Origin of the sequence: Vibrio sp. Y2-5, from assembly GCF_014596725.1 — a bacterium.
GTDB lineage: Bacteria > Pseudomonadota > Gammaproteobacteria > Enterobacterales > Vibrionaceae > Vibrio.
Window position 1 is genome coordinate 169,310 of the sequence record NZ_JACVEG010000001.1, and the last position, 26,674, is coordinate 195,983.

Genomic DNA, 26,674 nt, shown 5'->3' on the forward strand with positions numbered 1-26,674 from the left:
CTGTAGAAAGTGACGAGCAATTGGTAGACTGAGAAAATATAAGCCATAGGATGCAAAAGAGGGAACCTTAGGTTCCCTCTTGTTTTTATTTCACGATTTTTTCTTCTACCAGCTCTTCTTTGTGATCTCTTGCTTTGTTTAGCATGTCTGTGAAGTAATGGCGCAACGTATACAACATGATCAAACTTGGAATGACCATCAAAGCGGTCAGAACAAAGAACAGCGACCAATCATTTAAGTAGTCAGCCAGCTCACCACTGAAGGAGGCCAGCGTGGTGCGGCCGAAGTTGCCTAATGAGGCTAGTAAGGCGTACTGAGTTGCCGAGAAAGCCTGTCCTGTCATCACCGTTAAGAAAGAGACGAAAGCGACAGTAGAAAATGCCGTCGTAAAATTATCGACAATGATGGTGGCAAGGAACAGATGTTCATTTGGACCAACCTGAGCAATCCAAGAGAACATTAAGTTACTTGCTGACATGGCGATACCACCAATCATCAAACCACGAACAATGCCGAAACGCACGTTGACCATACTGCCAAGCAGGGTAAACAGCATCGTAATACCCCAGCCAATCAGTTTGGAGTAGTAACCAATTTGTTCATTACTGAAGCCGATTTCTTTGTAGAACGCGATAGACATTCTGCCAAGAAACGCTTCCCCAATTTTAAATAGAAACACGAACAACAACAGTGTGATAGCCACTGAAGTACCGTTGCGGCGGAAGAAATCAATAAATGGTTCAAGTACGGTTACACTCAACCAAGCCATAGTTTTAGAGTGAACAACTTTGTTGTGTCGTTGCTCTGCTTGTTGCTGCAGTGCCTCACGGTTGGTGTTAGGTTCACCAACCAGCAGAGTGAACAGAATCAACACACCGACAATTGCGGCCATGCCGTAATACACACCATTCCAGCCCATAGCGTCAGCATTAATAAATGCCAGATAACCGGGAACAGAATAGCCGGTCCACCAACCAATCACCGCCATAGCAGAAGCTTGTGGCAGTTTGCTGGATTCCGATTTGGGAAAGGTATCGATACGAAACGCATCAACCGCAATGTCCTGAGTTGCAGAAGCAATCGCAATACCTAAGGCGAGCATAGATGTCAGCATCAAGTTTGTCGCTGGATTGACGCCAGCAATAAACAGAGTACAGATTAAAATCAGAACCTGACAAAGGAGTATCCAGCTACGACGCTGCCCAAGCAGTGAGTGCAGAACGGGTAAGCGAACTCGGTCAACCGCAGGTGCCCACAAAAAGTTAATCGCATAGACCGCAAACACACTGCCAAAATAACCAATGGCACTACGAGTCAGCCCGGCATCTTTTAACCAGCCAGACATGTTTGAGCCAATCAATACCCAAGGGAAACCGCTGGAGCATCCGAGCATCAATACCCAAAGCAGACGTTTATCGAAGTAGCTGCGGATAGTTTCAACCCAAGTAAGAGATTGATTTTCTTGTTGCATGGACATTTCCTTGTCGGAAAAAGAGCTCCGAACAAATCGGAGCTTTAGGTGTTATTTAATCAGAGTGGCGTTGGTGATGATGATAGGTGTTACGGGAACATCCTTCATGTAGCCAATTGATCGAGTAGGTTGTTGAGCCATTTTTTGAATGATCTCAAAACCTTTAGTCACTTGACCAAACACGGCATAGCCCGGTGGGCGCTGACCGTAATTCAGAAAATCATTATCAACGAGGTTAATGTAGAACTGACGAGTGGCTGAGTTTGGATCATTGGTACGAGCCATTGCAATCGTCGCCGTGTCATTGCGTAAACCGTTGCTTGCTTCGTTTTGAATTGGCGCATAGGTACTGACTTGCTTCATATCGGTATCAAAACCACCACCTTGTGCCATAAAGCCTGGAATGATGCGGTGGAAGATAGTACCGACATAACTGCCGTCTTCAACGTAGCGAAGAAAGTTAGCAACACTGATTGGCGCTTGTTCTTCGTTCAGTTCAATGGTGAACGTTCCTAGAGTGGTTTCTACTTCAACTTGAGGCCCTGCCCAAACGCTGCTGCTCGCCGCAATAGCGAGCGCTGCCAAAGAGCCTTTCACCATGGACATTCTTTTCACCATGGATAGTTTTTTAACCATGGAAACGCTCCTTCATATAGTTTTGCAGTTCTGTGTCTGAGGCAATTTCTTTAAGAACAAGATTCACCACATCATTGAGAACTTGTTCAATATCTTCATTTGAAGCACTTAGAGCACCTGTACGTTTTGCCGTACCGGTATAGCTTTTCACTAATTTTCCTTTTGGTGTTTCTGCTGTCAGTTGTAGCAGAACCTTACCGTTCATCTCATTTTCCATGATGGTATGAGTCACAGTCACCAAGGCTTCTTGGATTTCAAGCGTCAACATGTTTTCGCTGTTTACTGTGATAGTGAAACCTTGAGAATCAAACTGGCTTGAAAGAGCATTTTCTAAAGCGATACGAACGTTTTGTCGTGCATGAACAGGTTCTATGTTGTTGCGGCCGCTATCGACTAAAGCCACATATTGCGCAGAGCGAACGTCTTTACTAACAAAAGTGAACTTGCTGTTTGTCACGATATCACTGTTACTTAAAACAGCGGTAGGATTAAAGCTTACCTGCTGTTGCTGAGGTGCAGAGCAAGCGGCCAATAAAGCAATAGAAGCTGCGAGAACCAGTTTTTTCATGGTCAATTCCTTTCGTTTGTTTTGGCATGTCAGGAACATGCTTAAGGTCACCAGACCCTAATACTTAGTAGCTTGTAAGATAACAAATTTATTGTTGCTAGCGACAGTCTTTACTTGTGTGTGACCGAAAAGGCGAGCAAGTTTTATATCGTATCCGAGGTGGCGATTGCCGATAACCAATAATTTGCCCCCATTTTTAAGAACTTGCTTTGAATCACAGAACATCTGCCATGCGATATGGTCTGTGATTGCCTGCTGTTGATGGAATGGGGGATTACATACGATAAACGAAGCGCTCTCAGTTTCAAACTCATCTAAGCAATTGTTAGCAACACAGGTTATCTCACGTTGCGTGTGTAAATTGTTATTCAAGTTGCGTCTGGCGGCTTCAACCGCCATAAAGCTCTCGTCAACACAGGTAATTGAGGCATTAGGATTTAACCGCGCCAGTTTTATCGACAACACACCATTGCCGCAGCCTAGGTCGATGAAGTCTGTTAAATCTTCACTCGGTAAATGTTCAAGCAGCAAGCGCGCGCCTTGGTCCAGACTCTCACCAGAATACACGTTGGGAAGATTCACCAAACTCATCTGTTCGTTTTCAACTTCCCATTGAACTTCTTCATCTACATTTGCTATTGGTGCGCAATTGGCAGAAGAAAACACTAAACGGTGTTTTTTCCACGCTAGAGATGTCTTTGTCTCTCCCAAATACTTCTCAAATAATTGTAGAGTCGAAGAGTGAATTTCTTTCGCTTTGTTGACTGAAATAATGGGGCACTTTTCGTCTATTGATTGGCGAAGTTGGTTCAAAATCCACACCAGATGACGGTTATTTCTAGGGATTTGCATCAACACCAGATCGATATCGCTAGGTATCTCATCCATGGTGTTGAGAAATATCACGTCAGTGCAAGAGTTACGTTTTAAGTTTTCTTGTGTTGCTTTCTGAGCAATGAAGGAATCACTCATCATGAACACTTGATGCTGTGCTGAAAACCAACAACTGAGTGCGCCGAATGAATCATTTAAAATCAAAATGCGTTTTGATGAGGTTAGCGCTAGCTCTTCAATATGCGAGATCAGATACTCATCACCCGCATCCCAAGCCTGTAGAAGCTCATTATTACGAATCGGGAAGCGATGAAGGGTTAGCGTACGTTCAAATAGCGAAAGCTCAGTTTTCATATTCGGTTTAATTGATAGTTTTAAAGACACTATTATTGTCTCAGATGCTCGACGATCAAGAAACATAAACCTTTGACTACTGTTTGTCGGTCAAACGTAAGGTTTGTGTTTGTCAAAACAAAGCTTGCCAAAGTAAACTGTTTGTTGGTTTTGTTATATCAGTGTGTGAAAGAAGGGAGCATTATGATTCAACAAGTCATTGAGACTAAGCTACAAGATACATTTCAACCTCATCATTTACAGGTTGTTAATGAAAGCTATATGCATAATGTGGCACCGGGATCAGAGAGTCACTTTAAAGTGGTGATTGTTACTTCGAGCTTTGAAGGGCAACGTTTGATTATGCGTCACCGTCAAGTCAATCAGACTTTGTCGGATGAGTTAGACAACCATATTCATGCTCTGGCTATACATACTTACACCCCACAAGAGTGGGATGAGTTGCAGAAAAAAGCACCAGATAGCCCGATGTGTTTGGGTGGATAGTGATGAGCTAAGTGCTCATAAATTGCTCTTGATTTGGATGATTGTTTAACAATTTTAATACAGTTACCATTCTGTAAAGCGGCGGATAAACATTTTTTTCAAAAAAAATCGCAAAAAATAACCCTGATATTCAGGTGGTGAAAATAATTGTGCGACATATCAAAATAATGATTATTAATGCGCCTTTTAAACGAATTTGTGCCCAAATAAAATCACGAATCTAGAGATCTTGAATGGCATCGTATTCGTAAAAGGTGCTAAACTACCGCCCTTGATAAATCTCATCTCAAATCTGTAATGTGATTTTTAAAAGTATGTTGCGCTTTTGGTGATTAAATAACCAAGGCGGACAGATATAATAATGTCGTGTCTAGAGACGGTTTAGTTTTGTCATTACACACTTCCAGTCGAAGTACGGATGACCACCGCCTCGAATTTGCGCAATGAATGAATCTTTTTCCCGATAAAGTAGTGCAAGTGCGTATGATTACAATAAAAAAGGGTTTGGACCTTCCTATCGCAGGAACTCCTTCCCAGGTGATTAATGATGGCAAAGCCATCAACAAAGTCGCCTTGCTTGGCGAAGAGTACGTCGGCATGCGTCCTACTATGCATGTTCGCGTAGGTGATGAAGTAAAGAAAGCTCAAGTTCTTTTTGAAGATAAGAAGAATCCGGGTGTGAAATTTACTTCACCAGTCAGCGGTAAAGTTGTTGAAATTAATCGTGGTGCAAAACGTGTACTTCAGTCTGTAGTGATTGAAGTTGCAGGTGATGACCAAGTGACGTTCGACAAGTTTGAAGCGAATCAATTAGCAAGTCTTGACCGCGAAGCGGTGAAAACTCAACTTGTTGATTCTGGTCTTTGGACATCGCTGCGTACTCGTCCGTTCAGCAAGGTTCCTGCAGTTGATTCGACGACTAAGGCTATTTTTGTTACTGCCATGGATACTAATCCATTAGCAGCAGAGCCGACGGTTATCATCAACGACAATTCGGAAGCCTTCGTTGCTGGTCTTGATGTACTTTCAGCTTTGACTGACGGTAAAGTGTACGTTTGTAAAAAAGGTACTAGCTTACCACGCTCAACTCAGTCTAATGTTGAAGAACATGTCTTTGACGGCCCTCACCCAGCAGGTTTAGCTGGTACACACATGCATTTCCTGCACCCTGTTAATGCAGAAAATGTGGCATGGTACATTAACTACCAGGACGTTATCGCTGTCGGTAAATTGTTCCTAACTGGTGAGTTATACAGCGAGCGTGTTATTTCTCTTGCTGGCCCTGTCGTAAATAATCCTCGATTAATCCGTACGTTAGTAGGCGCAAGCCTAGAGCAATTGACGGATAGCGAAATGATGCCTGGCGAAGTTCGCGTGATCTCTGGCTCAGTACTGACTGGTACTAAAGCTTCAGGTCCACACGCTTACTTAGGTCGTTACCACTTACAGGTTTCTGTTCTTCGCGAAGGTCGTGAGAAAGAGCTGTTTGGTTGGGCAATGCCTGGTAAGAACAAGTTCTCTGTTACTCGCTCATTCTTGGGTCACCTGTTTAAAGGTCAGTTGTTCAACATGACAACAACGACTAACGGTAGTGACCGCGCAATGGTGCCAATTGGTAACTATGAAAAAGTTATGCCGCTAGATATGGAGCCAACTCTGTTGCTTCGTGATCTGTGTGCTGGTGACACTGATAGTGCAGTACGCCTCGGCGCATTGGAACTTGATGAAGAAGATCTAGCACTGTGTACCTTTGTATGTCCTGGTAAATACGAGTACGGTCCGTTACTTCGTGAATGCCTCGATAAGATTGAGAAAGAAGGGTAATTTTCATGGGCCTTAAAAAGTTTCTTGAAGACATCGAGCATCACTTTGAACCAGGTGGTAAACACGAGAAATGGTTTGCTTTATATGAAGCAGCTGCAACTCTGTTTTACACGCCGGGTCTTGTGACAAAGAAAGGCGCTCATGTCCGTGATAGCGTTGACTTAAAACGTATCATGATCATGGTTTGGTTAGCTGTGTTCCCAGCAATGTTCTGGGGTATGTATAACGCAGGTGGTCAGGCTATCTCTGCACTTCATCACTTGTACGCAAGTGACCAACTTGCAACCATCATTGATGGTAACTGGCATTACTGGCTGACTGAAATGCTGGGCGGTACTATGTCGTCTGATGCAGGTTGGGGCAGTAAAATGCTGTTGGGTGCAACTTATTTCCTTCCAATCTACGCAACAGTATTTATTGTTGGTGGTTTCTGGGAAGTATTGTTCTGTATGGTGCGTAAGCACGAAGTTAACGAAGGTTTCTTTGTAACTTCGATTCTTTTCGCATTGATCGTTCCACCAACGCTACCTCTATGGCAAGCAGCGCTAGGTATTACCTTCGGTGTTGTTGTTGCGAAAGAAGTATTTGGTGGTACTGGTCGTAACTTCCTAAACCCAGCGCTAGCGGGTCGTGCATTCCTATTCTTTGCATACCCAGCTCAAATCTCTGGTGATTTAGTTTGGACTGCTGCGGACGGTTTCTCAGGCGCAACTGCTCTTAGTCAATGGACTCAAGGTGGTAGCGGTGCTCTGATGAATGCTGCAACAGGTCAAGCAATCACTTGGATGGATGCATTCATTGGTAATATCCCAGGTTCAATTGGTGAAGTGTCTACGCTTGCTCTAGCAATCGGTGCGGCATTCATCGTTTACATGGGTATTGCTTCATGGCGCATTATCGCTGGTGTGATGATCGGTATGATCGCTCTTTCTACGTTGTTCAACGTGATTGGTTCTGACACCAATATGATGTTCAACATGCCTTGGCATTGGCACCTAGTTCTAGGTGGCTTCGCATTCGGTATGTTCTTCATGGCAACGGACCCAGTATCAGCGTCGTTTACAGATAAAGGTAAGTGGGCATACGGTATTTTGATTGGTGCTATGTGTGTACTAATCCGTGTGGTTAACCCTGCATACCCAGAAGGCATGATGCTAGCGATTCTATTCGCTAACCTGTTTGCGCCTCTGTTCGACCATATTGTGGTAGAGAAAAACATCAAGCGGAGATTATCGCGCTATGGCAAGTAATAACGATAGCATTAAGAAAACGCTGTTTGTTGTTATCGCATTGAGCCTAGTGTGCTCAATCATCGTATCGACAGCGGCTGTTGGCCTGCGAGACAAGCAAAAAGCGAATGCTGTGCTTGATAAGCAAAGCAAGATCGTTCAAGTAGCAGGTATCACTGAACAAGGTAAGGTTCCAGAGCTGTACTCTAAGTACATCGAACCTCGTCTTGTTGACCTAAATACTGGTGACTTTGTTGAAGGTAACGCAGCGACTTTTGATCAGCGTAAAGCGGCAAAAAATCCTGCTGAATCAGTGAAGCTTTCACCAGAACAAGACTTAGCGAAGATTATTCGTCGCTCAAACACAGGTATCGTTTATCTTGTTAAAGATGGCGACCAAGTGTCAAAAGTAATCTTACCAATTCACGGTAATGGCCTATGGTCTATGATGTACGCATTCGTTGCGGTTGAAACTGATGGTAATACAGTTTCTGGCATCACTTACTATGAGCAAGGCGAAACTCCTGGATTGGGTGGTGAAGTTGAAAACCCTAACTGGCGTGCTCAATTTGTAGGTAAGAAACTGTTCGATGAGAACCACAAACCTGCAATTAAAGTTGTAAAAGGTGGCGCACCACAAGGCTCTGAGCACGGTGTTGACGCCCTTTCAGGTGCAACGCTAACCAGTAATGGTGTTCAACATACCTTTGACTTCTGGTTAGGTGATATGGGCTTTGGTCCTTTCCTAGCAAAAGTTCGTGACGGAGGTCTTAACTAATGTCTAGCGCAAAAGATCTTAAAAAGAGCATTCTGGCGCCGGTATTGGATAACAACCCAATCGCGCTACAAGTTCTTGGTGTATGTTCTGCTCTAGCAGTGACTACTAAACTAGAGACGGCGTTTGTAATGACTCTGGCAGTAACGTTTGTAACTGCATTGTCGAACTTCTTCGTTTCATTAATCCGTAACCACATTCCTAGCAGCGTACGTATCATCGTTCAGATGGCGGTAATCGCTTCTTTGGTAATCGTGGTAGACCAAATTCTGAAAGCCTATCTTTACGATATTTCTAAACAGCTTTCAGTATTCGTTGGCCTTATCATTACCAACTGTATCGTAATGGGTCGTGCAGAAGCATTTGCAATGAAGTCTGCACCAATTCCATCATTTATCGATGGTATTGGTAATGGTCTAGGTTACGGTTTTGTACTTATCACTGTTGGTTTCTTCCGTGAGCTTCTAGGTTCTGGCAAGCTATTCGGTATGGAAGTTCTACCTCTGTTGAAAGACGGCGGTTGGTACCAGCCAAACGGTTTGATGCTATTAGCACCTTCTGCATTCTTCCTGATCGGATTTATGATTTGGGCGATTCGTACCTTCAAGCCTGAACAAGTAGAAGCGAAGGAGTAAGGTTGTCATGGAACATTATATTAGTTTGATGGTGAAATCGATTTTCATCGAGAACATGGCACTGTCTTTCTTCTTAGGTATGTGTACCTTCTTGGCTGTATCGAAGAAAGTTAAGACATCATTTGGTCTAGGTATTGCGGTAACAGTGGTATTAACCATCTCTGTTCCTGTGAACAACCTAGTTTACAACCTAGTTCTTAAACCAGATGCGCTTGCTGAAGGTGTGGATTTAAGTTTCCTTAACTTCATTACCTTCATCGGTGTAATCGCTGCATTAGTACAGATTCTAGAAATGATCTTAGACCGTTTCTTCCCACCTCTGTACAACGCGTTAGGTATCTTCCTTCCATTGATTACAGTTAACTGTGCAATCTTTGGTGGTGTATCTTTCATGGTTCAGCGTGATTACAACTTCGCAGAGTCTGTAGTTTACGGTTTCGGTTCAGGTTTGGGCTGGATGCTAGCTATCGTCGCTCTTGCAGGTATCCGTGAGAAAATGAAGTATTCAGACGTGCCTCCAGGTCTACGTGGTCTTGGTATTACCTTTATCACTGCTGGTCTAATGGCGCTTGGCTTTATGTCATTCTCTGGTGTTCAACTGTAAGACGGGTAAACCGCAACAATTAAGGAATAGTCAATGGACATTATTCTTGGTGTAGTGATGTTTACTCTGATTGTTCTAGCGCTAGTTCTAGTGATTTTATTCGCTAAATCTAAGCTAGTACCAACAGGTGACATTACAATCTCAATCAATGGCGATGCAGACAAATCGATCATTACTTCTCCAGGCAGCAAGCTTCTTGGCGCACTGGCGAATTCTGGTATTTTCGTGTCATCGGCATGTGGTGGCGGTGGCTCTTGTGGTCAGTGTCGCGTAAAAATTAAATCTGGCGGTGGTGATATTCTACCGACTGAGCTTGACCACATTACTAAAGGTGAAGCTCGTGAAGGTGAACGTCTAGCGTGTCAGGTTGCAGTGAAAACTGACATGGAGATCGAGCTTCCAGAAGAGATCTTCGGTGTTAAGAAGTGGGAATGTACGGTTATCTCTAATGATAACAAAGCGACATTCATCAAAGAGCTTAAGCTACAAATTCCAGATGGCGAATCAGTACCTTTCCGTGCTGGTGGTTACATCCAGATTGAAGCGCCAGCTCACCATGTTAAATACGCGGATTACGATGTACCTGAAGAGTACCGTGGCGACTGGGACAAGTTTAACCTGTTCCGCTACGAGTCTAAGGTAGATGAAGATATCATTCGTGCATACTCTATGGCGAACTACCCTGAAGAGTTCGGCATTATTATGCTAAACGTACGTATCGCGACTCCGCCACCAAATAATCCAAACGTACCACCGGGTCAAATGTCTTCGTACATTTGGTCTCTGAAACCAGGTGATAAATGTACGATTTCTGGTCCATTTGGTGAGTTCTTCGCGAAAGATACAGATGCTGAAATGGTGTTTGTGGGTGGTGGTGCTGGTATGGCTCCAATGCGTTCACACATCTTCGATCAGCTGAAACGTCTGAAATCTAAGCGTAAGATGTCTTACTGGTACGGTGCTCGTTCTAAGCGTGAAATGTTCTACGTGGAAGACTTTGACGGCCTAGCGGCTGAAAATGACAACTTCGTATGGCACTGTGCGCTATCTGACCCGCAACCAGAAGATAACTGGGATGGTTACACAGGCTTCATCCACAACGTATTGTATGAAAACTATCTGAAGGATCACGAAGCTCCTGAAGACTGTGAATACTACATGTGTGGTCCACCAATGATGAACGCTGCTGTTATCGGCATGCTGAAAGATCTTGGTGTAGAAGATGAAAACATCTTGTTGGATGACTTTGGTGGTTAATCTCCGCTAAGTGTCTGATCGAATGGCTGACTCAATTGAGTCAGCCATAATTTTTTGAAGTTTGTATAGAGAATCTCGTAAGGTTTATGTGCTAAATAACACATGGATTCTCTATATCTACTTATCTCAATAGGAGTAAACAAGTGAAAACTTGGCTTGTTGCATTAGCTTCTTTATTGCTTTTAGCTGGTTGTGAAAAATCGGTAGAGCAAGTTCATTTAAGCGGCCCAACAATGGGTACCACATACAACATTAAGTATCTTCAACAAGATGGTATTCCGTCTTCTGAAGATCTTCATAAAGAGATCGATCGCTTACTTGAAGAAGTAAACGACCAGATGTCAACGTACCGTAAAACGTCAGAGCTTAGCCGTTTTAACCAGTTTCAAGGCACAACTCCGTTTGAAGTTTCACCTCAGACGGCAACTGTGGTACGTGAAGCGATTCGTCTTAACTCAGTGACTTTAGGCGCTCTTGATGTCACTGTTGGCCCGTTGGTTAACTTGTGGGGGTTTGGCCCAGAAGCGCGTCCAGAAGTGGTACCTACCGATGAAGAGCTGGCTGAACGTAAAGCGAATATTGGTATCGAACATTTGAGTGTTGAAGGCAATAAGCTGAGCAAAGATCTCCCTCATCTATACGTTGATTTGTCGACCATTGCTAAAGGTTGGGGAGTGGATGTGGTTGCTGACTACATCGAGTCTCAAGGCATTACTAACTACATGGTAGAAGTCGGCGGAGAAATCCGTTTGAAAGGCTTGAATCACGAAGGTGTCGGCTGGCGTATAGCGGTTGAAAAACCAACAGTAGATGAGCGCACGATTCAAGAAGTCATCGAACCCGGTGACTACGCCATTGCGACTTCTGGGGACTATAGAAACTACTTTGAGCGTGATGGTGTGCGTTACTCGCATATTATTAATCCTCAAACAGGACGCCCAATTAACAACCGTGTTGTATCGGTAACAGTGTTAGATAAATCGTGTATGACAGCGGATGGTCTGGCAACGGGGATAATGGTGTTAGGTGAAGTCAAAGGTATTGAAATTGCCGAGAAAAATAACATCCCTGTGTTTATGATTGTGAAAACGGATGACGGTTTTGAAGAAGTCTTCTCTAGCGCATTCAAACCATTCTTAAACCGCAAATAACAGAAGTGAGTTTGTCATTATGAGTACGTTTCTGATTACTTTCGGCGTCTTTATGGCGGTTATCGCAGCAATGGCTGTCGGCTATATCTTCCAGAAAAAAGTGGTGAAAGGCAGTTGTGGTGGATTAGGCGCTGTTGGCATTGAGAAAGTGTGTAACTGCCCTGAGCCTTGTGACGCACGTAAAAAGCGAGAAGCACGAGAAGCGGCAAGAGCTGAAAAATTGGCTGCTTGGGAAAAAGACCGCATCGCGTAAACTCGCCAGCAGTTTCAAGTAAAAAGGGTTCTATCGTTAGATAGAACCCTTTTTGTTTGAGTATGGCTTTAAGGTACTAGATTTAGGCGTTAACCAGTTGGTTTCGTCCACTTTCTTTAGCATAGTACAGGCGCATATCGGCGACTTTTATTTGCTCATCAAGGGTACCTTTCATCGATGTGGCACCGATACTGATGGTGTATTTGATCACTTGTCCTTGATGCTCTACCTGATCAGCCTCAATACATCGACGCATGCGTTCAAGTTGCTTACAGAATTTTTTAAACTCACCATCGTAATGGATACAAAATTCCTCACCACCAAATCGAGCAACCGTTTGATCACCAAAAAAGGCTTTGAGAATAGCAGAGATGTGAGTCAAAGCGGCGTCGCCACCATCATGGCCATAGTTATCATTGACCTTCTTAAAGAAGTCGATATCTAGCATCGCAATGCAGCGTTCAGCTTCATTTTTGCCTACAGTGTCGAACAAATAACGGCGGTTCCACAGGCCTGTCAGGGCATCTTGGTTGGCAAGCTTGAACAGTTCTTTCGTCGCTTCTTGCATATTGAGTAGTTGGTTTACACGACAAAACAGCTCTTCCTGATTAAATGGCTTATGCAAAAAATCGTTGGCGCCAGCTTTTAAATACTGAGCAGTGATGGTTTTGTCATTCGAACCAGATAAACCAAGAATTGAAACATCATCGTGGGCAGAGTGACGTCGAATTTCCCTAATCATCTCAAGCCCTGTCATTTCTGGCATATAGTTGTCGCTGATAATCAGCGTAATATTTGGGTTTTGAGCCAACTCTTGCAGCGCTTCTTCACCATTACTAGCTTGAGTTGTACGAATGTACTGCGATTCTAGGAGCTGACAAATAGTACGACGAATCATGACGCTGTCATCCACGACTAACGCATGGTGGAACTGGTTGTTCTTGATTCGTTTAGCAAACGGAATGACATATTGCACTGAGCTGAGGCTGTCTTTGAGAATGTAATCTAGGACCCCTTTTTTCAGAAATTTCTGCCGAGTTTCCTGCTCAAATTTTGCTGTAAGCACGACAACTTTGAGTTGTTGGTTTAATAAGAGATCGATCACCTCTCCATCTTCGGCATCGATAAGGTGGTAACACGATACGACAAAGGCAAAGTCAGTTCGCGATTCAAGTACTTGCTTGGTTTGTCCTAGATCCTTGCACACAGTAACCTCAAACCCTAGCTCTGAAAGTTGAGTGCTAAGGTAGTTACGAAAGGTACGACTTCCATCTATAACGAGTACAGAGTTGCTTGAACGATTCACGATAGCTTTGCCTTGATTGAAATCGATGTCGATTGAGGGTTTTATAACAGGGTGCATTTTATACATGAGAACTGAGTTATCAGATGTAGGAATAAGATGATTAATTGACGGACTATGTCGATATTTTGTCATGTTAAGAAAGTTGTTTTCGTTTTGCTTAATTTGGTTCTACAATAGCTGTGTTTATGTACAGTTATTCGGTGGCGTGTGGAACAAGAATCGACGAGAAAAATTATCCATATCGATATGGATTGTTTTTATGCAGCAGTTGAGATGCGCGATAACCCACAGTATCGAGGTAGACCTTTAGCTGTCGGTGGGCATGAGAAGCAAAGAGGGGTACTGAGTACCTGCAATTATGAGGCGCGAAAATTTGGTGTCCGCTCTGCTATGCCTACTGCTCAAGCGTTGAAGTTGTGTCCTCAACTCTTGGTGGTACCCGGAAGAATGTCTGTATATAAAGATGTATCACGTAAAATTCATGCGATTTTCCAGCGCTATACCTCAATCATTGAGCCGTTATCCTTAGATGAAGCTTTTCTGGATGTTACCGATGTCGAACTCTGTCATGGAAGCGCCACTCTTATTGCACAAGCAATTCGCCGAGATATTTGGAATGAGCTTGAATTGACGGCCTCAGCGGGTGTTGCCCCGATAAAGTTCTTGGCAAAAGTGGCTTCAGATATTAACAAACCTAACGGCCAGTTTGTGGTTACGCCGGAAGAGGTGCAAATTACGGTTGATAAGTTGCCGTTGGAAAAAATTCCTGGAGTAGGGAAGGTGAGTTTAGAAAAGCTACACCAAGCCGGTTTTTATCTTTGTGAAGACATCAAAAACAGTGATTACCGCGAGCTACTAAGAACGTTTGGCCGTTTAGGTGCATCGTTATGGAAAAAGAGCCACGGTATTGATAATCGCGAAGTGGTAGTAGAAAGAGAGCGAAAGTCTGTTGGCGTTGAAAGAACCTTTAGTCAGAATATTTCTACTTATGACGAGTGTTGGCAAATCATCGAGGGTAAACTGTTTCCTGAACTGGATATTCGGTTAGCAAAAGCAAGTCCGGATAAAGCGATCATCAAGCAGGGTATTAAGGTGAAATTTGCAGATTTTCAGCTGACGACCATTGAACATATCCATCCACAGTTGGAACTGGATGATTTTAGACAACTGCTCAGTGATGTACTCAAACGTCAAAAAGGGAGAGAGATTCGTCTGCTGGGGTTGTCGGTGATGTTAAAACCTGAAGAACAATCCAAGCAGCTCAGCTTCTTTTGAGTCGTTTTCTACCGTTTGCTTTGGTTTGAGAGGCATTGCATAAAGCGCTTTATTTGCTCGATATCTGCATCTCTTAGTGCTTTGAGTATAATAACTGACATTCCATTAACGAATCTCAAATCAACATTCGATATCGTTATTCAAATTTTAATTTCTAAAGGGCGACTGACCCGAGAGATAGATATGAAAAAGACAATTTTTTTCGCTTCGTTGTTGTGTAGCTCTTCTGTTTGGGCTTCTCAATGTAACGTTGATGTGCAAAATGAAGTACATCTCAGTGGTTCCAATGTTGAAATTCATACAACCAGTGGCGATACCGCTGTAATGGATGAGAGTAATCATCTCTATCTGCATGGTGAACAAATTGAGTTGGACAATTCTCAACAGCAAGCGATTCAATCCTACCGAGAGAGCGTCACTTCGGCCGTTCCGCGAGTTAAAGAGTTCGCACAGAAGGGAATGGATGTCGCCAGTGACTTACTTGATGATGTTGCAACAAGCCTTGATTCACCCAATGCATTTGAAGATGTTAAGCAATCGATGAAAACGTTTTTTGCGGATATCGAAAGCCGTTATTATCAAGGTGATGATTTCGTTTTACCTGCCAATACTTTTGAGTCTATGACCCAGCAATGGCAACAGGATTTTGAAAAAGCAAAAGCGATGTTTAGTCAGGAGTTCTTTTCTAGTGCGTTTGATGCTGTATCTGAAAAGATGAAGCAGGACGGTGGTATTAATCTGACCGAGCTGGGGAACACCATGAGTGAACTGACCGCTAAGTTTGAAGCCCGATTGCGAGAGCATGAGGCCTCGGTGGAGAAAGAAGGTAAAGAACTGTGTGAATCCCTTGATGATATTGTTGAACAGGAGCAAGAATTGCACAAAAAGATACCTGAACTAAAGAATTACCAGGTATTTACGATCTAAACTAAAGGAGCGCATCAAGCGCTCTTTTTTACTTTGGTACATTTGAAGGTGAGATGATATTTAATAATGTTAGTGTTCGTTGGATAACGGTTATAACTGCTGTATCTGTGGTGATTTGTTTTGTTACCTGCTACTTAGCATTTAAGTATTTATGGGCCTATGATCGCCAAGTCGCACAAGCTGAGGAATTACAGAGAGAAGAGATTGAACGGGTTGAAACCGTTATTGATATTGCCAAGCTTAAACTGGGTGATTCGATCGTGGATTATGCTGCTTGGGACGATATGGTTGAGTTTATCCGTTCTCCAAATGAAGAATTTATCGAAAGCGGTATTGGTGCACACTCATATACATCACAACTCATTAATGGTTTTTTTGTCTTTGCAGCAGATAAAACCTTAGTATGGGGAAAGGCTCTTGATGCCGAGAATAACCATCTCGTTGATGACCAACGTTATACTCAATATTTCTCAACAATTCTTGACCAAGCAGAGCAACGGGATACTAGCTTTGTACAAGCAATCGTTCACTTCATTGTCATTGATAATGAGCCCTATTTTGCTGCAGCCTCTCGTGTATGTAATAGCGACGCGTCAGGCTGTGATAAAGGTTACATTATCTTTTTCAAGAAACTCTCTGAACAGTTCTCTAAGCAGGTAAATAAAGCCACTGGGATTCAAATCGATATCCTTGTCAACGGAAGCAACATTCAAACGTTAGAGCCTTCTGAGAATATTTCCTACATTACCAAGCTAGATTACAACGCTGGTTCCAGTGTGATTATCAAGATTTATCACCATGTGAAAATTCCAAGCTTTATTGTTTGGCAGGAAGTGTTTGCGTTGATGGCATTCTCTATCATGTTCTATTTCATTAATCTTCTGCTAGCTAAGTCTTTAGTCAAGCCAATTACTAACGCCAATCTGGTATTGGATAAGTTTCAAGCACAAGGCGGGGTCATTCCCGATGAGTCTTATTTCATTTCAAAAGAGATGAAAGGATTTGCTCGAACGATCAATAAGATCATGAATGATTTAGAGGCAAGCCGACGAGAGCTACGTTGGCAGTCTGAGCATGACCCGCTGACAGAGCTTTCCAACCGCCGTCATTTAAAAAGTCGTTTGACAGCTTTGATTAATGACAACCACTTTAGCCATATTGCACTCTATTTGGTGGATGTCGATTTCTTCAAATTGTACAACGATAACCTGAGCCATATGGATGGTGACAATGCCTTAAAGGCCGTTGCTAAGGTACTAGAAGCTGTTGAGTACAAGGGGGAGAAGATCGTTGCTCGCTTTGGCGGTGAAGAGTTCTGTGTGGTATTTGCCAGTGATGTGCCGATCAACCTAAATGAATATGCACAGATACTGAAAGATGCGGTTTCCAGTTTAAAGATATCTCACCCATTTATCCCTGTAGAAGGGCGTGAATACCTATCGATTAGTATTGGTGGCATTCAAATAGATAAACCGAGCATTGCTTATTATCAGGAAATGTTTCATCAAGCTGATCAAGCGCTGTATTCAGCAAAGAGAAAAGGTAGAGATCAGTACGTTGTACAACAATTCAACAAACATTCTGATCGATTAGTCGGTGTAAATTAATTATTACGTAATAAATACTAAATATTTGTCTACTAAGGCAGCAAACTGTACTGGTGTTTATTGTGTCACTAGTCAATTTCATTTAATGTACTAGCCAACTAGTTTGGTGATATGTGTGAGTAGTAATGGCATCGAGTAATACCCGCGAAACTTTTGGTTCGCGCCTTGGATTTGTTTTGGCCGCAGCAGGTGCTGCAGTTGGTCTTGGAAATATTTGGGGTTTCCCCACTCAAGCAGCCAGTAATGGTGGTGGCGCATTCCTGTTAGTCTATTTAGTTCTCATTTTAGTGGTTGCGTTCCCTATGCTGGTGGTTGAAATGGCGATTGGCCGTTCAGGACAAGCAAACCCTGTTGATAGTATGCGTTCACTGACTCCTAACCCTACAGCTAAGAAAGCAGGAGCATTGGTCGGTTGGTTAGGTCTAAGTGTTCCAAGCGCAGTATTGGCGTTTTATAGCATTGTAGGTGGGTGGATAATCTGCTTTATGCTTGGCGCTATGACTGATTTGTTAGGAATGGAAAGTGCCACCGCTTGGTTTAAAGGCTTTAGCGTTGAACGTAACCTTTTCGGTACTTTGGTGTTTTATGTTCTCACTATCTTGATTGTTCAAGGTGGTGTTAAACAAGGTATTGAAAAGTGGTCCACCCGATTGATGCCAGCATTGTTCGTTTTATTTGGTGTATTGTTTATCTACATCATGATGCAACCGGGTGCTATGGAGGGTTTACAGCATTACCTAGTACCGGATTTCACAAAGATTTTTGATCGCAAAATGATCTTGGCTGCTATGGGGCAAGGATTCTTCTCTTTGACCATTGGTGGCTGTTCCATGTTGATTTACGGGTCTTACCTAAGTAAGAAAGAGAATCTGCCGAAAATGGCAATGAATGTGACGTTAGTGGATACCGGTGTAGCTTTTATTGCGGGTCTCGTTGTTCTTCCTGCTATGTTTGTAGCAATGAATAAAGGCGTTCAGATATACGCAGAAGACGGTTCGTTACTGAGTTCTGATACCTTGGTCTTTACGGTTTTACCTTTAATGTTTGATAGCCTAGGTGTATTAGGTCAGCTATTTGCAATTGTATTCTTCTTGCTATTGACGATTGCAGCACTGACTTCATCAATTTCTATGTTGGAATGTCCTGTCTCTCTGGTTTCAGAACGTTTTAACACTAAACGTACGCCAACCAGTTGGGTTTTAGGTGGACTGATTGCTCTGTTCAGTGTGGTGATTGTTTATAACTTTGGCGAGTTGTTTGGCTTAGTGGCAACGACAGCAACACAATATTTGCAACCGACCGCTGCATTAATGTTCTGCTTGTTCGGTGGCTGGGTATGGAATCGTAATGCGAAACTAAAAGAACTGGAGCACGGTTTCCCTGAATTCCGTCAAAGCACTTTTGGAAAGATCTGGCCTTGGTATGTGAAATTTGTTTGCCCAATTTTAGTGGCAACGGTTATCTGGGCTTCGTTTGGTTAATTCAGATAGATACTAAAAAACCTTGGGAGTGATACCAAGGTTTTTTTATGTTTGAAAACCAGAGACGACTTTTCTTGTTATTCCGAAGGAGATGGTGGCATGATTTGACCAGTGGTCAGTGGTTCTAAATCCACTTCGATAAACTCTTCAATGAAATCCCCCACCAGTTGTTCAACCATGTCGTCATTTTGCGTGAAGTAAGCAAGGTGGAATACCGCATCACCTTCATTCACTAGAGGTAGTGTCTGTTGACCGATAACAATACCGCCTTTGTTGGCTTTGACTTCGACCTCGACGTTACCTAAAGGTGAGTTGATGTAAGCCAATATTTGGCCTTTCTCTACACGATCGCCAAGTGACACTACCGTACGTAAGATTCCGTCTGCTTCTGCCCGTAGCCAACTGGTTGATTTTGCGATGACTGAAATTGGCAGTTTTTTGCGGCTGGCGCGTAGCATACCAATCGCTTGCATCACTCGTTTTACACCAACGACACCCGCACTGATCGCAATAGGCTCAAAACGAAGCGCTTCACCAGCTTCATAAGTCAGTACTGTGATACCGGATTTTTCTGCTTCGCTACGTAGAGAACCCATTCTAAGAGGGGAATCCAGAATTACTGGTGTTGCGAAAGCCTGAGCAATACGCAGTGTTTCGGGATTGCTTAAGTCTGCTCGAATCTGAGGGAGGTTTGTTCTATGAATCGCACCAGTATGCAGGTCTATGATGTAATCACATTTCAACGCGACTTGAGAAAAGAAGATGTGTGCCATTCTTGACGCTAGTGATCCGCTCTCACTACCGGGGAAGCATCGGTTTAAGTCTCGTCTGTCTGGTAAGTAACGTGATTTATGAATAAAGCCGAAAACGTTCACTATGGGTACGGTAATAAGCGTACCTTTGAGCTTAGTAGGATCGATGGAGTTGATAAGCTGTCTTACGATCTCAACACCATTAAGTTCGTCACCATGAATGGCGGCGTTAACCATAAGTACCGGACCCGGTGAAGCGCCATGAATGATTTCAATAGGAATCGAAAGGGGCGAATGGGTATAGAGTTTCGCACCTTCCAGTTCGATGACTTGTTTGGTTGCTGGGGGAATTTTATCCCCCAGAAATTCGTATGCTGTATTCTTATATTTTCTAGCCTTTACCACGAGTTCTTGTCCTTTTACTTGCCGCATTTTTTTCTAGAAATTCGACAATCATACCGGCGATATCTTTGCCAGTTGCAGATTCAATGCCTTCTAAACCTGGTGACGAGTTTACTTCCATGACCAAAGGGCCTCTTGCAGAGCGAAGTAAATCAACACCAGCAACGTTAAGCCCCATGATTTTAGCGGCATCAATAGCTGTTTTACGTTCTTGTGGCGTGATCTTAATCAGTGATGCAGAACCACCACGGTGAAGGTTTGAACGGAACTCGCCCTCAGCCCCTTGGCGCTTCATTGCTGCGATCACTTTATCACCAATGACGAAACAGCGAATATCCGCACCGCCAGCTTCTTTTATGTACTCTTGAACCATGATGTTCGCTTTCAGACCCATAAAGGCTTCGATAACACTTTCTGCTGCTTTGCGAGTTTCGGCAAGAACAACGCCGATACCCTGAGTACCTTCAAGCAGCTTAATGACTACAGGTGCTCCACCAACCATGTCTAATAAATCTTTAACATCGTCTGGCTTACTAGCAAAACCTGTAATTGGCATACCAATTCCTTTGCGAGAAAGCAGCTGCATTGAGCGTAATTTATCTCTTGAGCGACTGATAGCGACAGATTCGTTGGCTGGGTATACGCCCATCATTTCAAATTGACGTAATACCGCCGTACCATAAAAGGTGACTGACGCGCCAATTCGCGGAATTACCGCATCAAATCCAGACAGCTCTTCACCCTTAAAATGGATTTCAGGTTTGTCTGAATTGATATTCATGTAACAACGCAAAGCATCAATCACTTTGACTTCGTGTCCACGCTGCTTACAAGCTTCGATTAGTCGCTTGGTTGAATATAGCGAAGAGTTGCGTGACAGAATACCAATTTTCATAACTTGGGTGCCTCAAAAGGAATTAAAAACGATGCGGTTGGATCAACAACAATCTTATGGTGCATCGCGGTGCGACCTAAAAGCATGCGGAATGCCATATTTTCTCTATTGGTTAATGTAATTTCCGCAGGCCATGTTTGTCCGCCTAAACTGATGTCGGACTTAATAACGTAACGAGTTTCTTCATGACCACCTGAGTCTCGTACTGTTCTCTCTTCTACTACTTCTGCCTCACAAACTACCACTGTTTCCACATCGTGTTGATTTGGGTGGATCCAGAAGCGAACCCAAAGTTTATCTTCTTTAGTAAAGCACTCTAATTTAAATGCGTGTAAGCAAGATGTGCGGGCTCCGGTATCAATCTTCGCTTTAATTTTCTCAATACCTAACCCAGGAAGGCTGAGTCTTTCGCGCCATCCGACAGTCATTTTTTCTTTCATCGCAGTATCTTTGTGTTTTGTTTGGAATTTATTTAAGGCTGAAATGGAGAACAGCCCGCATGTGCGTCGCGAAGACGTAATGCCCTGAATAGAGTGTGGTGAACTTCTCTGGGAACTTCAAGGACGCGAACTCTAACAGCAGAGATTATTCTCTCGCTAATGAAAAAAAATAGTCGTATCGACAAAAATATTTGTTCATAAAATAAAAAAGCCGAAGCAGTCTGCTTCGGCTTAGTGTCAGGGGCTTCTGTTAAATAATTAAGATTTAGCTGGGATATTTTCCAGTAGTGCAATCATTTGTTCCCAGAATAACCCGACAGTATCGATTTTCACTTTTTCATCTGGAGAGTGCGGGAACTTAATGGTTGGACCAAAAGAAACCATGTCCATATTTGGATAAGGTTTCTTAAATAGGCCACATTCTAGACCTGCGTGAATCACCATGATGTTTGGTTTATTGCCGTAAATGCCTTCATACATGTCACGGAAGATGTGCATGATTTCTGAATCCGCATCCGGTTTCCAGCCAGGGTACGCCCCCGAGAATTGAATGGATGCTCCTGCAAGTTCAGCGACTGATGCTAGCATTCCTTCAACTTGACTACGACCTGAGTCGATCAATGAACGAATTAGGCAAAGCACCGTTACTTGGTTTTCTTCTGTGGTAATCACACCAACGTTAAGAGATGTTTCTACCACGCCTTCAATTTCGTCACTCATACGAATTACGCCGTTAGGGCAAGCGTTTAATGCGGCAATAAAACGTTGTTGAGTTTCTGCGGTAAACATGTCTACAGCAGTGTGCTGAGCTTCGTTAAACGTTACGATATTTGTTTCAACTTTACCTAGCTCTGTTTTCAGCAAGTCAGTGTAGAAGTCATACAGTTCAATCAACTTAGCTTCGTTTTCAGAAGGTAATGCAACAGTAACAAATGCTTCACGAGGAATTGCGTTACGTAAACTACCACCACGGAATTCAACGAGGTGTAAATCAAGCTCTTGAGCGTGACCCGCTAAAAAACGAGCCAATAGTTTGTTTGCATTACCACGGCCAGTGTGAATATCACAACCAGAGTGACCGCCTTTTAGACCTTTAAGTACAAGTTGACGAGTTACAAAATGGTCTGGGATCGTTTCACGTTTGATGTCGAACTTCATTGAAGCATCCACACCACCAGCACAGCCCATGTACACTTCGCCTTCTTGCTCTGAATCTGTGTTTAGAAGAATTTCACCTTCTAACCAACCCGCTTCAAGACCGAATGCGCCAGTCATTCCTGCTTCTTCATCAATAGTCAGTAGTACTTCTAGTGGACCATGTTTGATGTCAGTAGAAGCCAGCACAGCTAAACATGCCGCCATGCCCATACCGTTATCTGCACCTAAAGTAGTGCCTTTTGCTGTTACCCATTCACCATCAATATAAGGCTGGATTGGATCTTTGGTGAAGTCATGGTCTGTATCTTCGTTCTTCTGTGGAACCATATCGATATGTGCTTGAAGCACGACAGCTTTTTTATTTTCCATTCCCGGAGTCGCTGGCTTTTTGATAAACAGGTTACCCGTTGTATCGCGGCGAACGTCCAAGCCAAGCTCAGTTACCCAGCCAATAATGGCTTGTGCCAGAGCTTCTTCATGTTTTGAAGGGTGTGGAATTGAGCAGATTTTATCGAAAAATTGCCAAACTGGAGCTGGTGATAGGGTGCTAATTTCAGAATGGAACTCAGGCATAGATGACTCCTTTATTTAACTAGACCCCGATTAAATAATGAAGAAAGGTTGAAAGTGTAGAGAAATAACCTGTCTGACGGGGCAATATTTGTGTGACAGCATACCATTGAGTCGTTGAATCGAGTAGTAGCATGGAAGGGGATTTTTCGATGAAGGCATATTCATAAATGAGGAGTAACTCGTAAGCTATCATTGACTTACTCAATAAGTTGCATCTGTTTTGCTATGCACATCAAAAATAAAACGCAATTTATGTAATTTTATTACCAATAATTCTGAGTCTTTTGTAGGTTTTATAAGATTTATGTGATTTCACTCACTATAAATTTGTAATATTTTTTCTATGTGGTATATTAATAACCAATTCGGAAGCGATGCTTTTGAAGTCAGTTTACCCGTGTAATATTAATGAAAGATGTTATTTCTATCGGCAATGTTACCCCCACACGCTTTGGTGAGTGAGACCAAATGCATGTGATTTGAACAGTAATGTTCACCCCTATATATTGGAATTTGTTTTTAGCCACTACTCGGTCAACCAAGTGTGGTTTATATGATTCACCGCCACCTGTATCTCAGGTGGCGTTTTTTTTTGCCTGCCGTTTTGTATTACTCATCAATAATACTGACTTCGCCAATAAAGTAGCCTTCTTCATCAAAACGTTTAAGTTCATTGTTTTCATAAACGATCGTAAGGTGTCGGATATCTGAAAACTGCCAGTTTCGCCATTGATAAACAAATTTGTCATTTTCAACCCACCAGTAGCCTTCATCAATATCATTAGGGCGATCGGATATCCCGATCATTTTACCATCCGCTTGAAGCGTGATCCGGTAGGGGATATTGAAGCAATCTTTAGATAGCAGCGTTTTGTTAGTAACCATCGCTCTTATCTGTTGCCCAGTTAATGGCGACTCGGAGCATTCGTCCAAGCTAATATTGGGTAATACTTCTTTCGCTATGCGCGCCAGTTGAGCAATACCTTCACGTATATTCTCGGTACGAATCGATTGGAAACTTAGTCTAAAGCTGTTGTTTTTGTGGTTGCAGCAGTAATACTTCTGTCCGTTATTAATCAAAATGCCATTCTCTTCGGCGAGCCGCTCAAAACGAGTGGCATCAAAACCTTCCTTATAATCAACCCAAAAAGCCGTTCCAGCGAGTGAGGGAGTAACACCGGATTGGGGAAAGTAATAGTTCATTGCCTTCTCCATCGTTAACCATTTCTCTCTATATCGTTTAAGTAACTTCTGAGTGAGCATGTCGTAGTATCCGAGACTGAGAAATAAAGCTAAGGTTTGGCAGTTACTTTTGGGTGGCAGACTGTGAGTTCGGACTTGCAGAGCTTTGATTTGATCGATTAGTGGCGATGCTGCAACGATAAATCCAATACGTAGCCCAGGAGCAATGGTCGAGGTGAAACTGGATATATAGATGATTCGTTCTGTTGGATGTTCACACCTTAGAGGAGGGCAGCTATCTTCAATGAAGTTAACATCGTGTTCGAAATCATCTTCAATAATCAAAAAATCATGTTCATTCGCGGATTCAATCAGTGCCTTGCGCCTTTCTGGTGACATACGAACGGTGGTTGGGAACTGATTACTGGGCGTTGTATAAACCAAATTGCAATTGTTGAGGCGAGAATCGATGACTAACCCTTTTGAATCGACATCGATGGGAACCACATTTGCTCGACGAGCTTGAAACTGAAGAAGGGCTTCTGGATAGCCAGGGTTTTCCATTCCTACTGACGTTTGTTTCGAAACCAGTAACCGAGTGAGGTAGTAAAGGCTATTTTGGCAACCCAGGGTAATGGCGATATTTTCTTTGTTAACGAATATTCCACGTTTAGTCAGAACACGAGTTCGTATCTGCTCAATTAATTCTTCATAGTCATTGTGGTTTGATGTCCAACTACGATGATTACTTTTATTTAAAGATTGAATACTGCACTTACGCCACTCACTCACAGGAAAGAGATCTTCATCGACCATGCCATTAACGAACAAATAAGGGTAGTTGGAAAGATCTTTTACTGAGGCATCAGAGAGAGATTGTTCACTGTTTAAGTAATCATCCCAATTGAGTGTTGAGACTGGTTGTGCGCTCTGCTGATCGGGTGATGTATTCAGTTCAAGCTGAGGATTAACGTAGTAGCCTTTTCTTTCTATGGGTATAAGTACCCCTTCCTCGGCTAACTGTTCGTAAACGCGTAAAATCGTATTGCGGGAAACTTTGAGTTTTTCGGCTAATTGGCGTGAGGAAGTGATGCTGGTTTGTTTTGGAACAAAACCTGCGAATATGGCTTTAGCGATGTCGCTTTTGATTTGATCTTGCAGTGTTCTCGAATCTTGCGAGTCGATATGAATAAATTGATACAGCATAGCTTCCCCGCTTATGTGACCGCCGCATCTAAAGTCCAAAAAGGAGAGAAAGTGAATTTAGGCTCACTTTCTCTATACATTTTATATAAGCGACTGTAGTTGCGTTTTTACTATTTCCAGCCCTTTTGACACTAATTCTGGCTCAATTGTTAACGGTGGAAGGAAGCGAATAACGTTACCTTTTACGCCACAAGAAAGAAGAATGAGACCTTGCTGGTTACTCTTTAATACCAGTTGTTTAGTCAGATCTGCAAGCGGTTGTCCGGTGGTTGGATCATTAAGCTCAATCGCGATCATAGCGCCAACCTGACGAATATCACCGATATGAGGGATTTCTTTTTGCAGTACAGTCAGTATTTCTTTGAATTGCTGACCAACATGTTGAGCACGTTCGCATAAGTTATCTTCTTTAATGATGCTGATAACTTCTAATGCAGCGCGACATGCCAGCGGCGAGCCTGCGTAAGTACCGCCGATACCGCCAGGGTTTGCTGAATCCATAATTTCAGCTTTACCCACAACCCCTGATAGAGGGAAACCGCCAGCAATGCCTTTTGCCATAGTGATTAAATCTGGTTTTGCATCGAAATATTCACACGCAAAAAGTTTACCTGTGCGTGCAAAGCCAGTTTGAATTTCATCACAGATAAGTACTATTCCGTGTTGGTCACAGATATTACGCAATTCACTGACCCATGCGTTTGGCGCTTGATAGAAACCACCTTCGCCCTGAATTGGCTCAAAAATGATCGCAGCAACACGAGATGGTTCAATATCACAGGCAAATAAATCCGCTAACGCAGACAAGCTTTGTTGTTCGCTAACACCGTGGTATTGGTTTGGATAAGGCAGGTGGTAAATTTCATTTGGAAAAGGCCCGAAGCCCGCTTTGTATGGCGCTACTTTACCTGTTAGTCCCATACATAAGTTGGTACGACCGTGAAATCCACCTTTAAAAGCAATGACGCCACTGCGTCCCGTGTGTGCACGAGCAAATTTTATGGCATTTTCAACTGCTTCAGCTCCCGTTGTAAGAAATGCCGCTTTTTTATCAAAGTCGCCCGGTGCGATTTCTACCACTTTCTCGGCCAGTTCGACAAAGCTGGTGTATGGGGTAACCATTGAACAGGTATGACTGAACAACTCTAGTTGCTCTTTTACTGCTGCCACTATTCGTGGGTTTGAGTGACCTGTGTTGTTAACTGCAATACCAGCCGCGAAGTCAATATACTCTTTACCTTCAATATCAGTAATTAGAGCGTTTTCAGCTTTTGCCGCATAAATCGGTGCAAGGTTTGCCATTCCCTTTGCGACAACTTTTTCCTTGCGGCTTTGCCATTCCATATTGGTCATATTTGATTGTCCTTATTCAGTGGTTATCGGTCAGTTGCTA

At 43.0% G+C, this 26,674-nt stretch carries 24 protein-coding genes; 13 read left to right on the forward strand and 11 right to left on the reverse strand.

Annotated features, from left to right (window positions below):
• Nucleotides 1-85: 85 nt before the first annotated feature.
• Genes HUO09_RS00695 through HUO09_RS00710 form a run of 4 tightly spaced genes read right to left on the reverse strand, consistent with a single transcriptional unit; the run spans nt 86 to nt 3,863 of the window.
• Nucleotides 86-1,471, reverse strand: a complete 1,386-nt coding sequence (locus tag HUO09_RS00695; protein ID WP_188232712.1) for an MFS transporter — start codon at nt 1,469-1,471, stop codon at nt 86-88.
• A 51-nt stretch (nt 1,472-1,522) separates the two neighbouring features.
• The gene (locus tag HUO09_RS00700) at nt 1,523-2,071 is read right to left on the reverse strand and encodes a peptidylprolyl isomerase (RefSeq protein WP_188233170.1); all 549 of its coding nucleotides are present in this window, start codon (nt 2,069-2,071) and stop codon (nt 1,523-1,525) included.
• A gap of 28 nt (nt 2,072-2,099) precedes the next feature.
• Nucleotides 2,100-2,675, reverse strand: a complete 576-nt coding sequence (locus HUO09_RS00705) for a YajG family lipoprotein (RefSeq protein ID WP_188232713.1) — start codon at nt 2,673-2,675, stop codon at nt 2,100-2,102.
• 57 nt (nt 2,676-2,732) lie between these two features.
• The gene (locus HUO09_RS00710) at nt 2,733-3,863 is read right to left on the reverse strand and encodes a methyltransferase (RefSeq protein ID WP_188233171.1); all 1,131 of its coding nucleotides are present in this window, start codon (nt 3,861-3,863) and stop codon (nt 2,733-2,735) included.
• A 183-nt stretch (nt 3,864-4,046) separates the two neighbouring features.
• Between HUO09_RS00710 and HUO09_RS00715 the strand changes: the two genes are divergently transcribed.
• From HUO09_RS00715 to nqrM, 9 genes are all read left to right on the forward strand, one after another.
• Nucleotides 4,047-4,349 (forward strand): BolA/IbaG family iron-sulfur metabolism protein, encoded by a 303-nt coding sequence (locus tag HUO09_RS00715; protein ID WP_188232714.1) that lies wholly within the window; start codon nt 4,047-4,049, stop codon nt 4,347-4,349.
• A gap of 483 nt (nt 4,350-4,832) precedes the next feature.
• Nucleotides 4,833-6,173 (forward strand): Na(+)-translocating NADH-quinone reductase subunit A, encoded by a 1,341-nt coding sequence (locus tag HUO09_RS00720; RefSeq protein WP_167412200.1) that lies wholly within the window; start codon nt 4,833-4,835, stop codon nt 6,171-6,173.
• Nucleotides 6,174-6,178: 5 nt separating this feature from the next.
• Nucleotides 6,179-7,423, forward strand: coding sequence for an NADH:ubiquinone reductase (Na(+)-transporting) subunit B (locus HUO09_RS00725; RefSeq protein WP_167412199.1), 1,245 nt, complete (start codon nt 6,179-6,181; stop codon nt 7,421-7,423).
• On the forward strand, nt 7,413-8,180 hold the full coding sequence (locus HUO09_RS00730; protein WP_167412198.1) for a Na(+)-translocating NADH-quinone reductase subunit C: 768 nt from the start codon (nt 7,413-7,415) through the stop codon (nt 8,178-8,180). Before HUO09_RS00725 ends, HUO09_RS00730 begins: the two co-directional genes overlap by 11 nt.
• Nucleotides 8,180-8,812, forward strand: coding sequence for an NADH:ubiquinone reductase (Na(+)-transporting) subunit D (locus HUO09_RS00735; protein ID WP_167412197.1), 633 nt, complete (start codon nt 8,180-8,182; stop codon nt 8,810-8,812). Before HUO09_RS00730 ends, HUO09_RS00735 begins: the two co-directional genes overlap by 1 nt.
• Nucleotides 8,813-8,819: 7 nt before the next feature.
• Entirely contained in the window at nt 8,820-9,416 is a 597-nt protein-coding gene (gene nqrE / locus HUO09_RS00740; RefSeq protein WP_042480213.1) for an NADH:ubiquinone reductase (Na(+)-transporting) subunit E, read from the forward strand.
• A gap of 33 nt (nt 9,417-9,449) precedes the next feature.
• Nucleotides 9,450-10,673: an NADH:ubiquinone reductase (Na(+)-transporting) subunit F gene (gene nqrF / locus HUO09_RS00745; protein WP_167412196.1), complete on the forward strand. Its 1,224-nt coding sequence runs from the start codon at nt 9,450-9,452 to the stop codon at nt 10,671-10,673.
• A gap of 143 nt (nt 10,674-10,816) precedes the next feature.
• Complete coding sequence (locus tag HUO09_RS00750) at nt 10,817-11,824, forward strand: FAD:protein FMN transferase (RefSeq protein WP_167412195.1); 1,008 nt, start codon at nt 10,817-10,819, stop codon at nt 11,822-11,824.
• A 19-nt stretch (nt 11,825-11,843) separates the two neighbouring features.
• Nucleotides 11,844-12,077, forward strand: a complete 234-nt coding sequence (gene nqrM / locus HUO09_RS00755) for a (Na+)-NQR maturation NqrM (RefSeq protein ID WP_075652712.1) — start codon at nt 11,844-11,846, stop codon at nt 12,075-12,077.
• An 82-nt stretch (nt 12,078-12,159) separates the two neighbouring features.
• Here nqrM and HUO09_RS00760 read toward each other — a convergent pair whose 3' ends face one another.
• On the reverse strand, nt 12,160-13,449 hold the full coding sequence (locus HUO09_RS00760) for a response regulator (protein ID WP_223159268.1): 1,290 nt from the start codon (nt 13,447-13,449) through the stop codon (nt 12,160-12,162).
• Between the two features lie 141 nt (nt 13,450-13,590).
• Between HUO09_RS00760 and dinB the strand changes: the two genes are divergently transcribed.
• The 4 genes from dinB (at nt 13,591) to HUO09_RS00780 (ending at nt 18,673) form a co-directional block, all read left to right on the forward strand.
• Entirely contained in the window at nt 13,591-14,658 is a 1,068-nt protein-coding gene (gene dinB, locus HUO09_RS00765; protein WP_368484427.1) for a DNA polymerase IV, read from the forward strand.
• 183 nt (nt 14,659-14,841) lie between these two features.
• Complete coding sequence (locus tag HUO09_RS00770; protein ID WP_188232715.1) at nt 14,842-15,585, forward strand: YggN family protein; 744 nt, start codon at nt 14,842-14,844, stop codon at nt 15,583-15,585.
• 53 nt (nt 15,586-15,638) lie between these two features.
• Complete coding sequence (locus tag HUO09_RS00775; RefSeq protein ID WP_167412191.1) at nt 15,639-17,192, forward strand: diguanylate cyclase; 1,554 nt, start codon at nt 15,639-15,641, stop codon at nt 17,190-17,192.
• A gap of 125 nt (nt 17,193-17,317) precedes the next feature.
• Nucleotides 17,318-18,673 carry a sodium-dependent transporter gene (locus tag HUO09_RS00780; RefSeq protein WP_167412190.1) on the forward strand — a complete coding sequence of 452 codons (1,356 nt, stop codon included), beginning with the start codon at nt 17,318-17,320 and terminating at the stop codon, nt 18,671-18,673.
• A gap of 77 nt (nt 18,674-18,750) precedes the next feature.
• Here HUO09_RS00780 and HUO09_RS00785 read toward each other — a convergent pair whose 3' ends face one another.
• The 6 genes from HUO09_RS00785 to gabT form a co-directional block, all read right to left on the reverse strand.
• A complete protein-coding gene (locus HUO09_RS00785) occupies nt 18,751-19,857 on the reverse strand; it encodes a succinylglutamate desuccinylase/aspartoacylase family protein (protein WP_188232716.1) in 1,107 nt (368 codons plus the stop codon).
• Nucleotides 19,817-20,722, reverse strand: a complete 906-nt coding sequence (gene rimK / locus HUO09_RS00790; protein WP_167412189.1) for a 30S ribosomal protein S6--L-glutamate ligase — start codon at nt 20,720-20,722, stop codon at nt 19,817-19,819. The genes HUO09_RS00785 and rimK overlap by 41 nt, the downstream gene beginning before the upstream one ends.
• Nucleotides 20,719-21,162: an ATP-dependent zinc protease gene (locus tag HUO09_RS00795; protein ID WP_167412188.1), complete on the reverse strand. Its 444-nt coding sequence runs from the start codon at nt 21,160-21,162 to the stop codon at nt 20,719-20,721. Before HUO09_RS00795 ends, rimK begins: the two co-directional genes overlap by 4 nt.
• A 258-nt stretch (nt 21,163-21,420) precedes the next feature.
• Complete coding sequence (locus tag HUO09_RS00800; protein ID WP_188232717.1) at nt 21,421-22,893, reverse strand: aminoacyl-histidine dipeptidase; 1,473 nt, start codon at nt 22,891-22,893, stop codon at nt 21,421-21,423.
• A gap of 609 nt (nt 22,894-23,502) precedes the next feature.
• Nucleotides 23,503-25,281 (reverse strand): PLP-dependent aminotransferase family protein, encoded by a 1,779-nt coding sequence (locus HUO09_RS00805; protein WP_188232718.1) that lies wholly within the window; start codon nt 25,279-25,281, stop codon nt 23,503-23,505.
• Nucleotides 25,282-25,362: 81 nt separating this feature from the next.
• Nucleotides 25,363-26,634, reverse strand: a complete 1,272-nt coding sequence (gene gabT / locus HUO09_RS00810; protein ID WP_167413800.1) for a 4-aminobutyrate--2-oxoglutarate transaminase — start codon at nt 26,632-26,634, stop codon at nt 25,363-25,365.
• Nucleotides 26,635-26,674 lie beyond the last annotated feature (40 nt).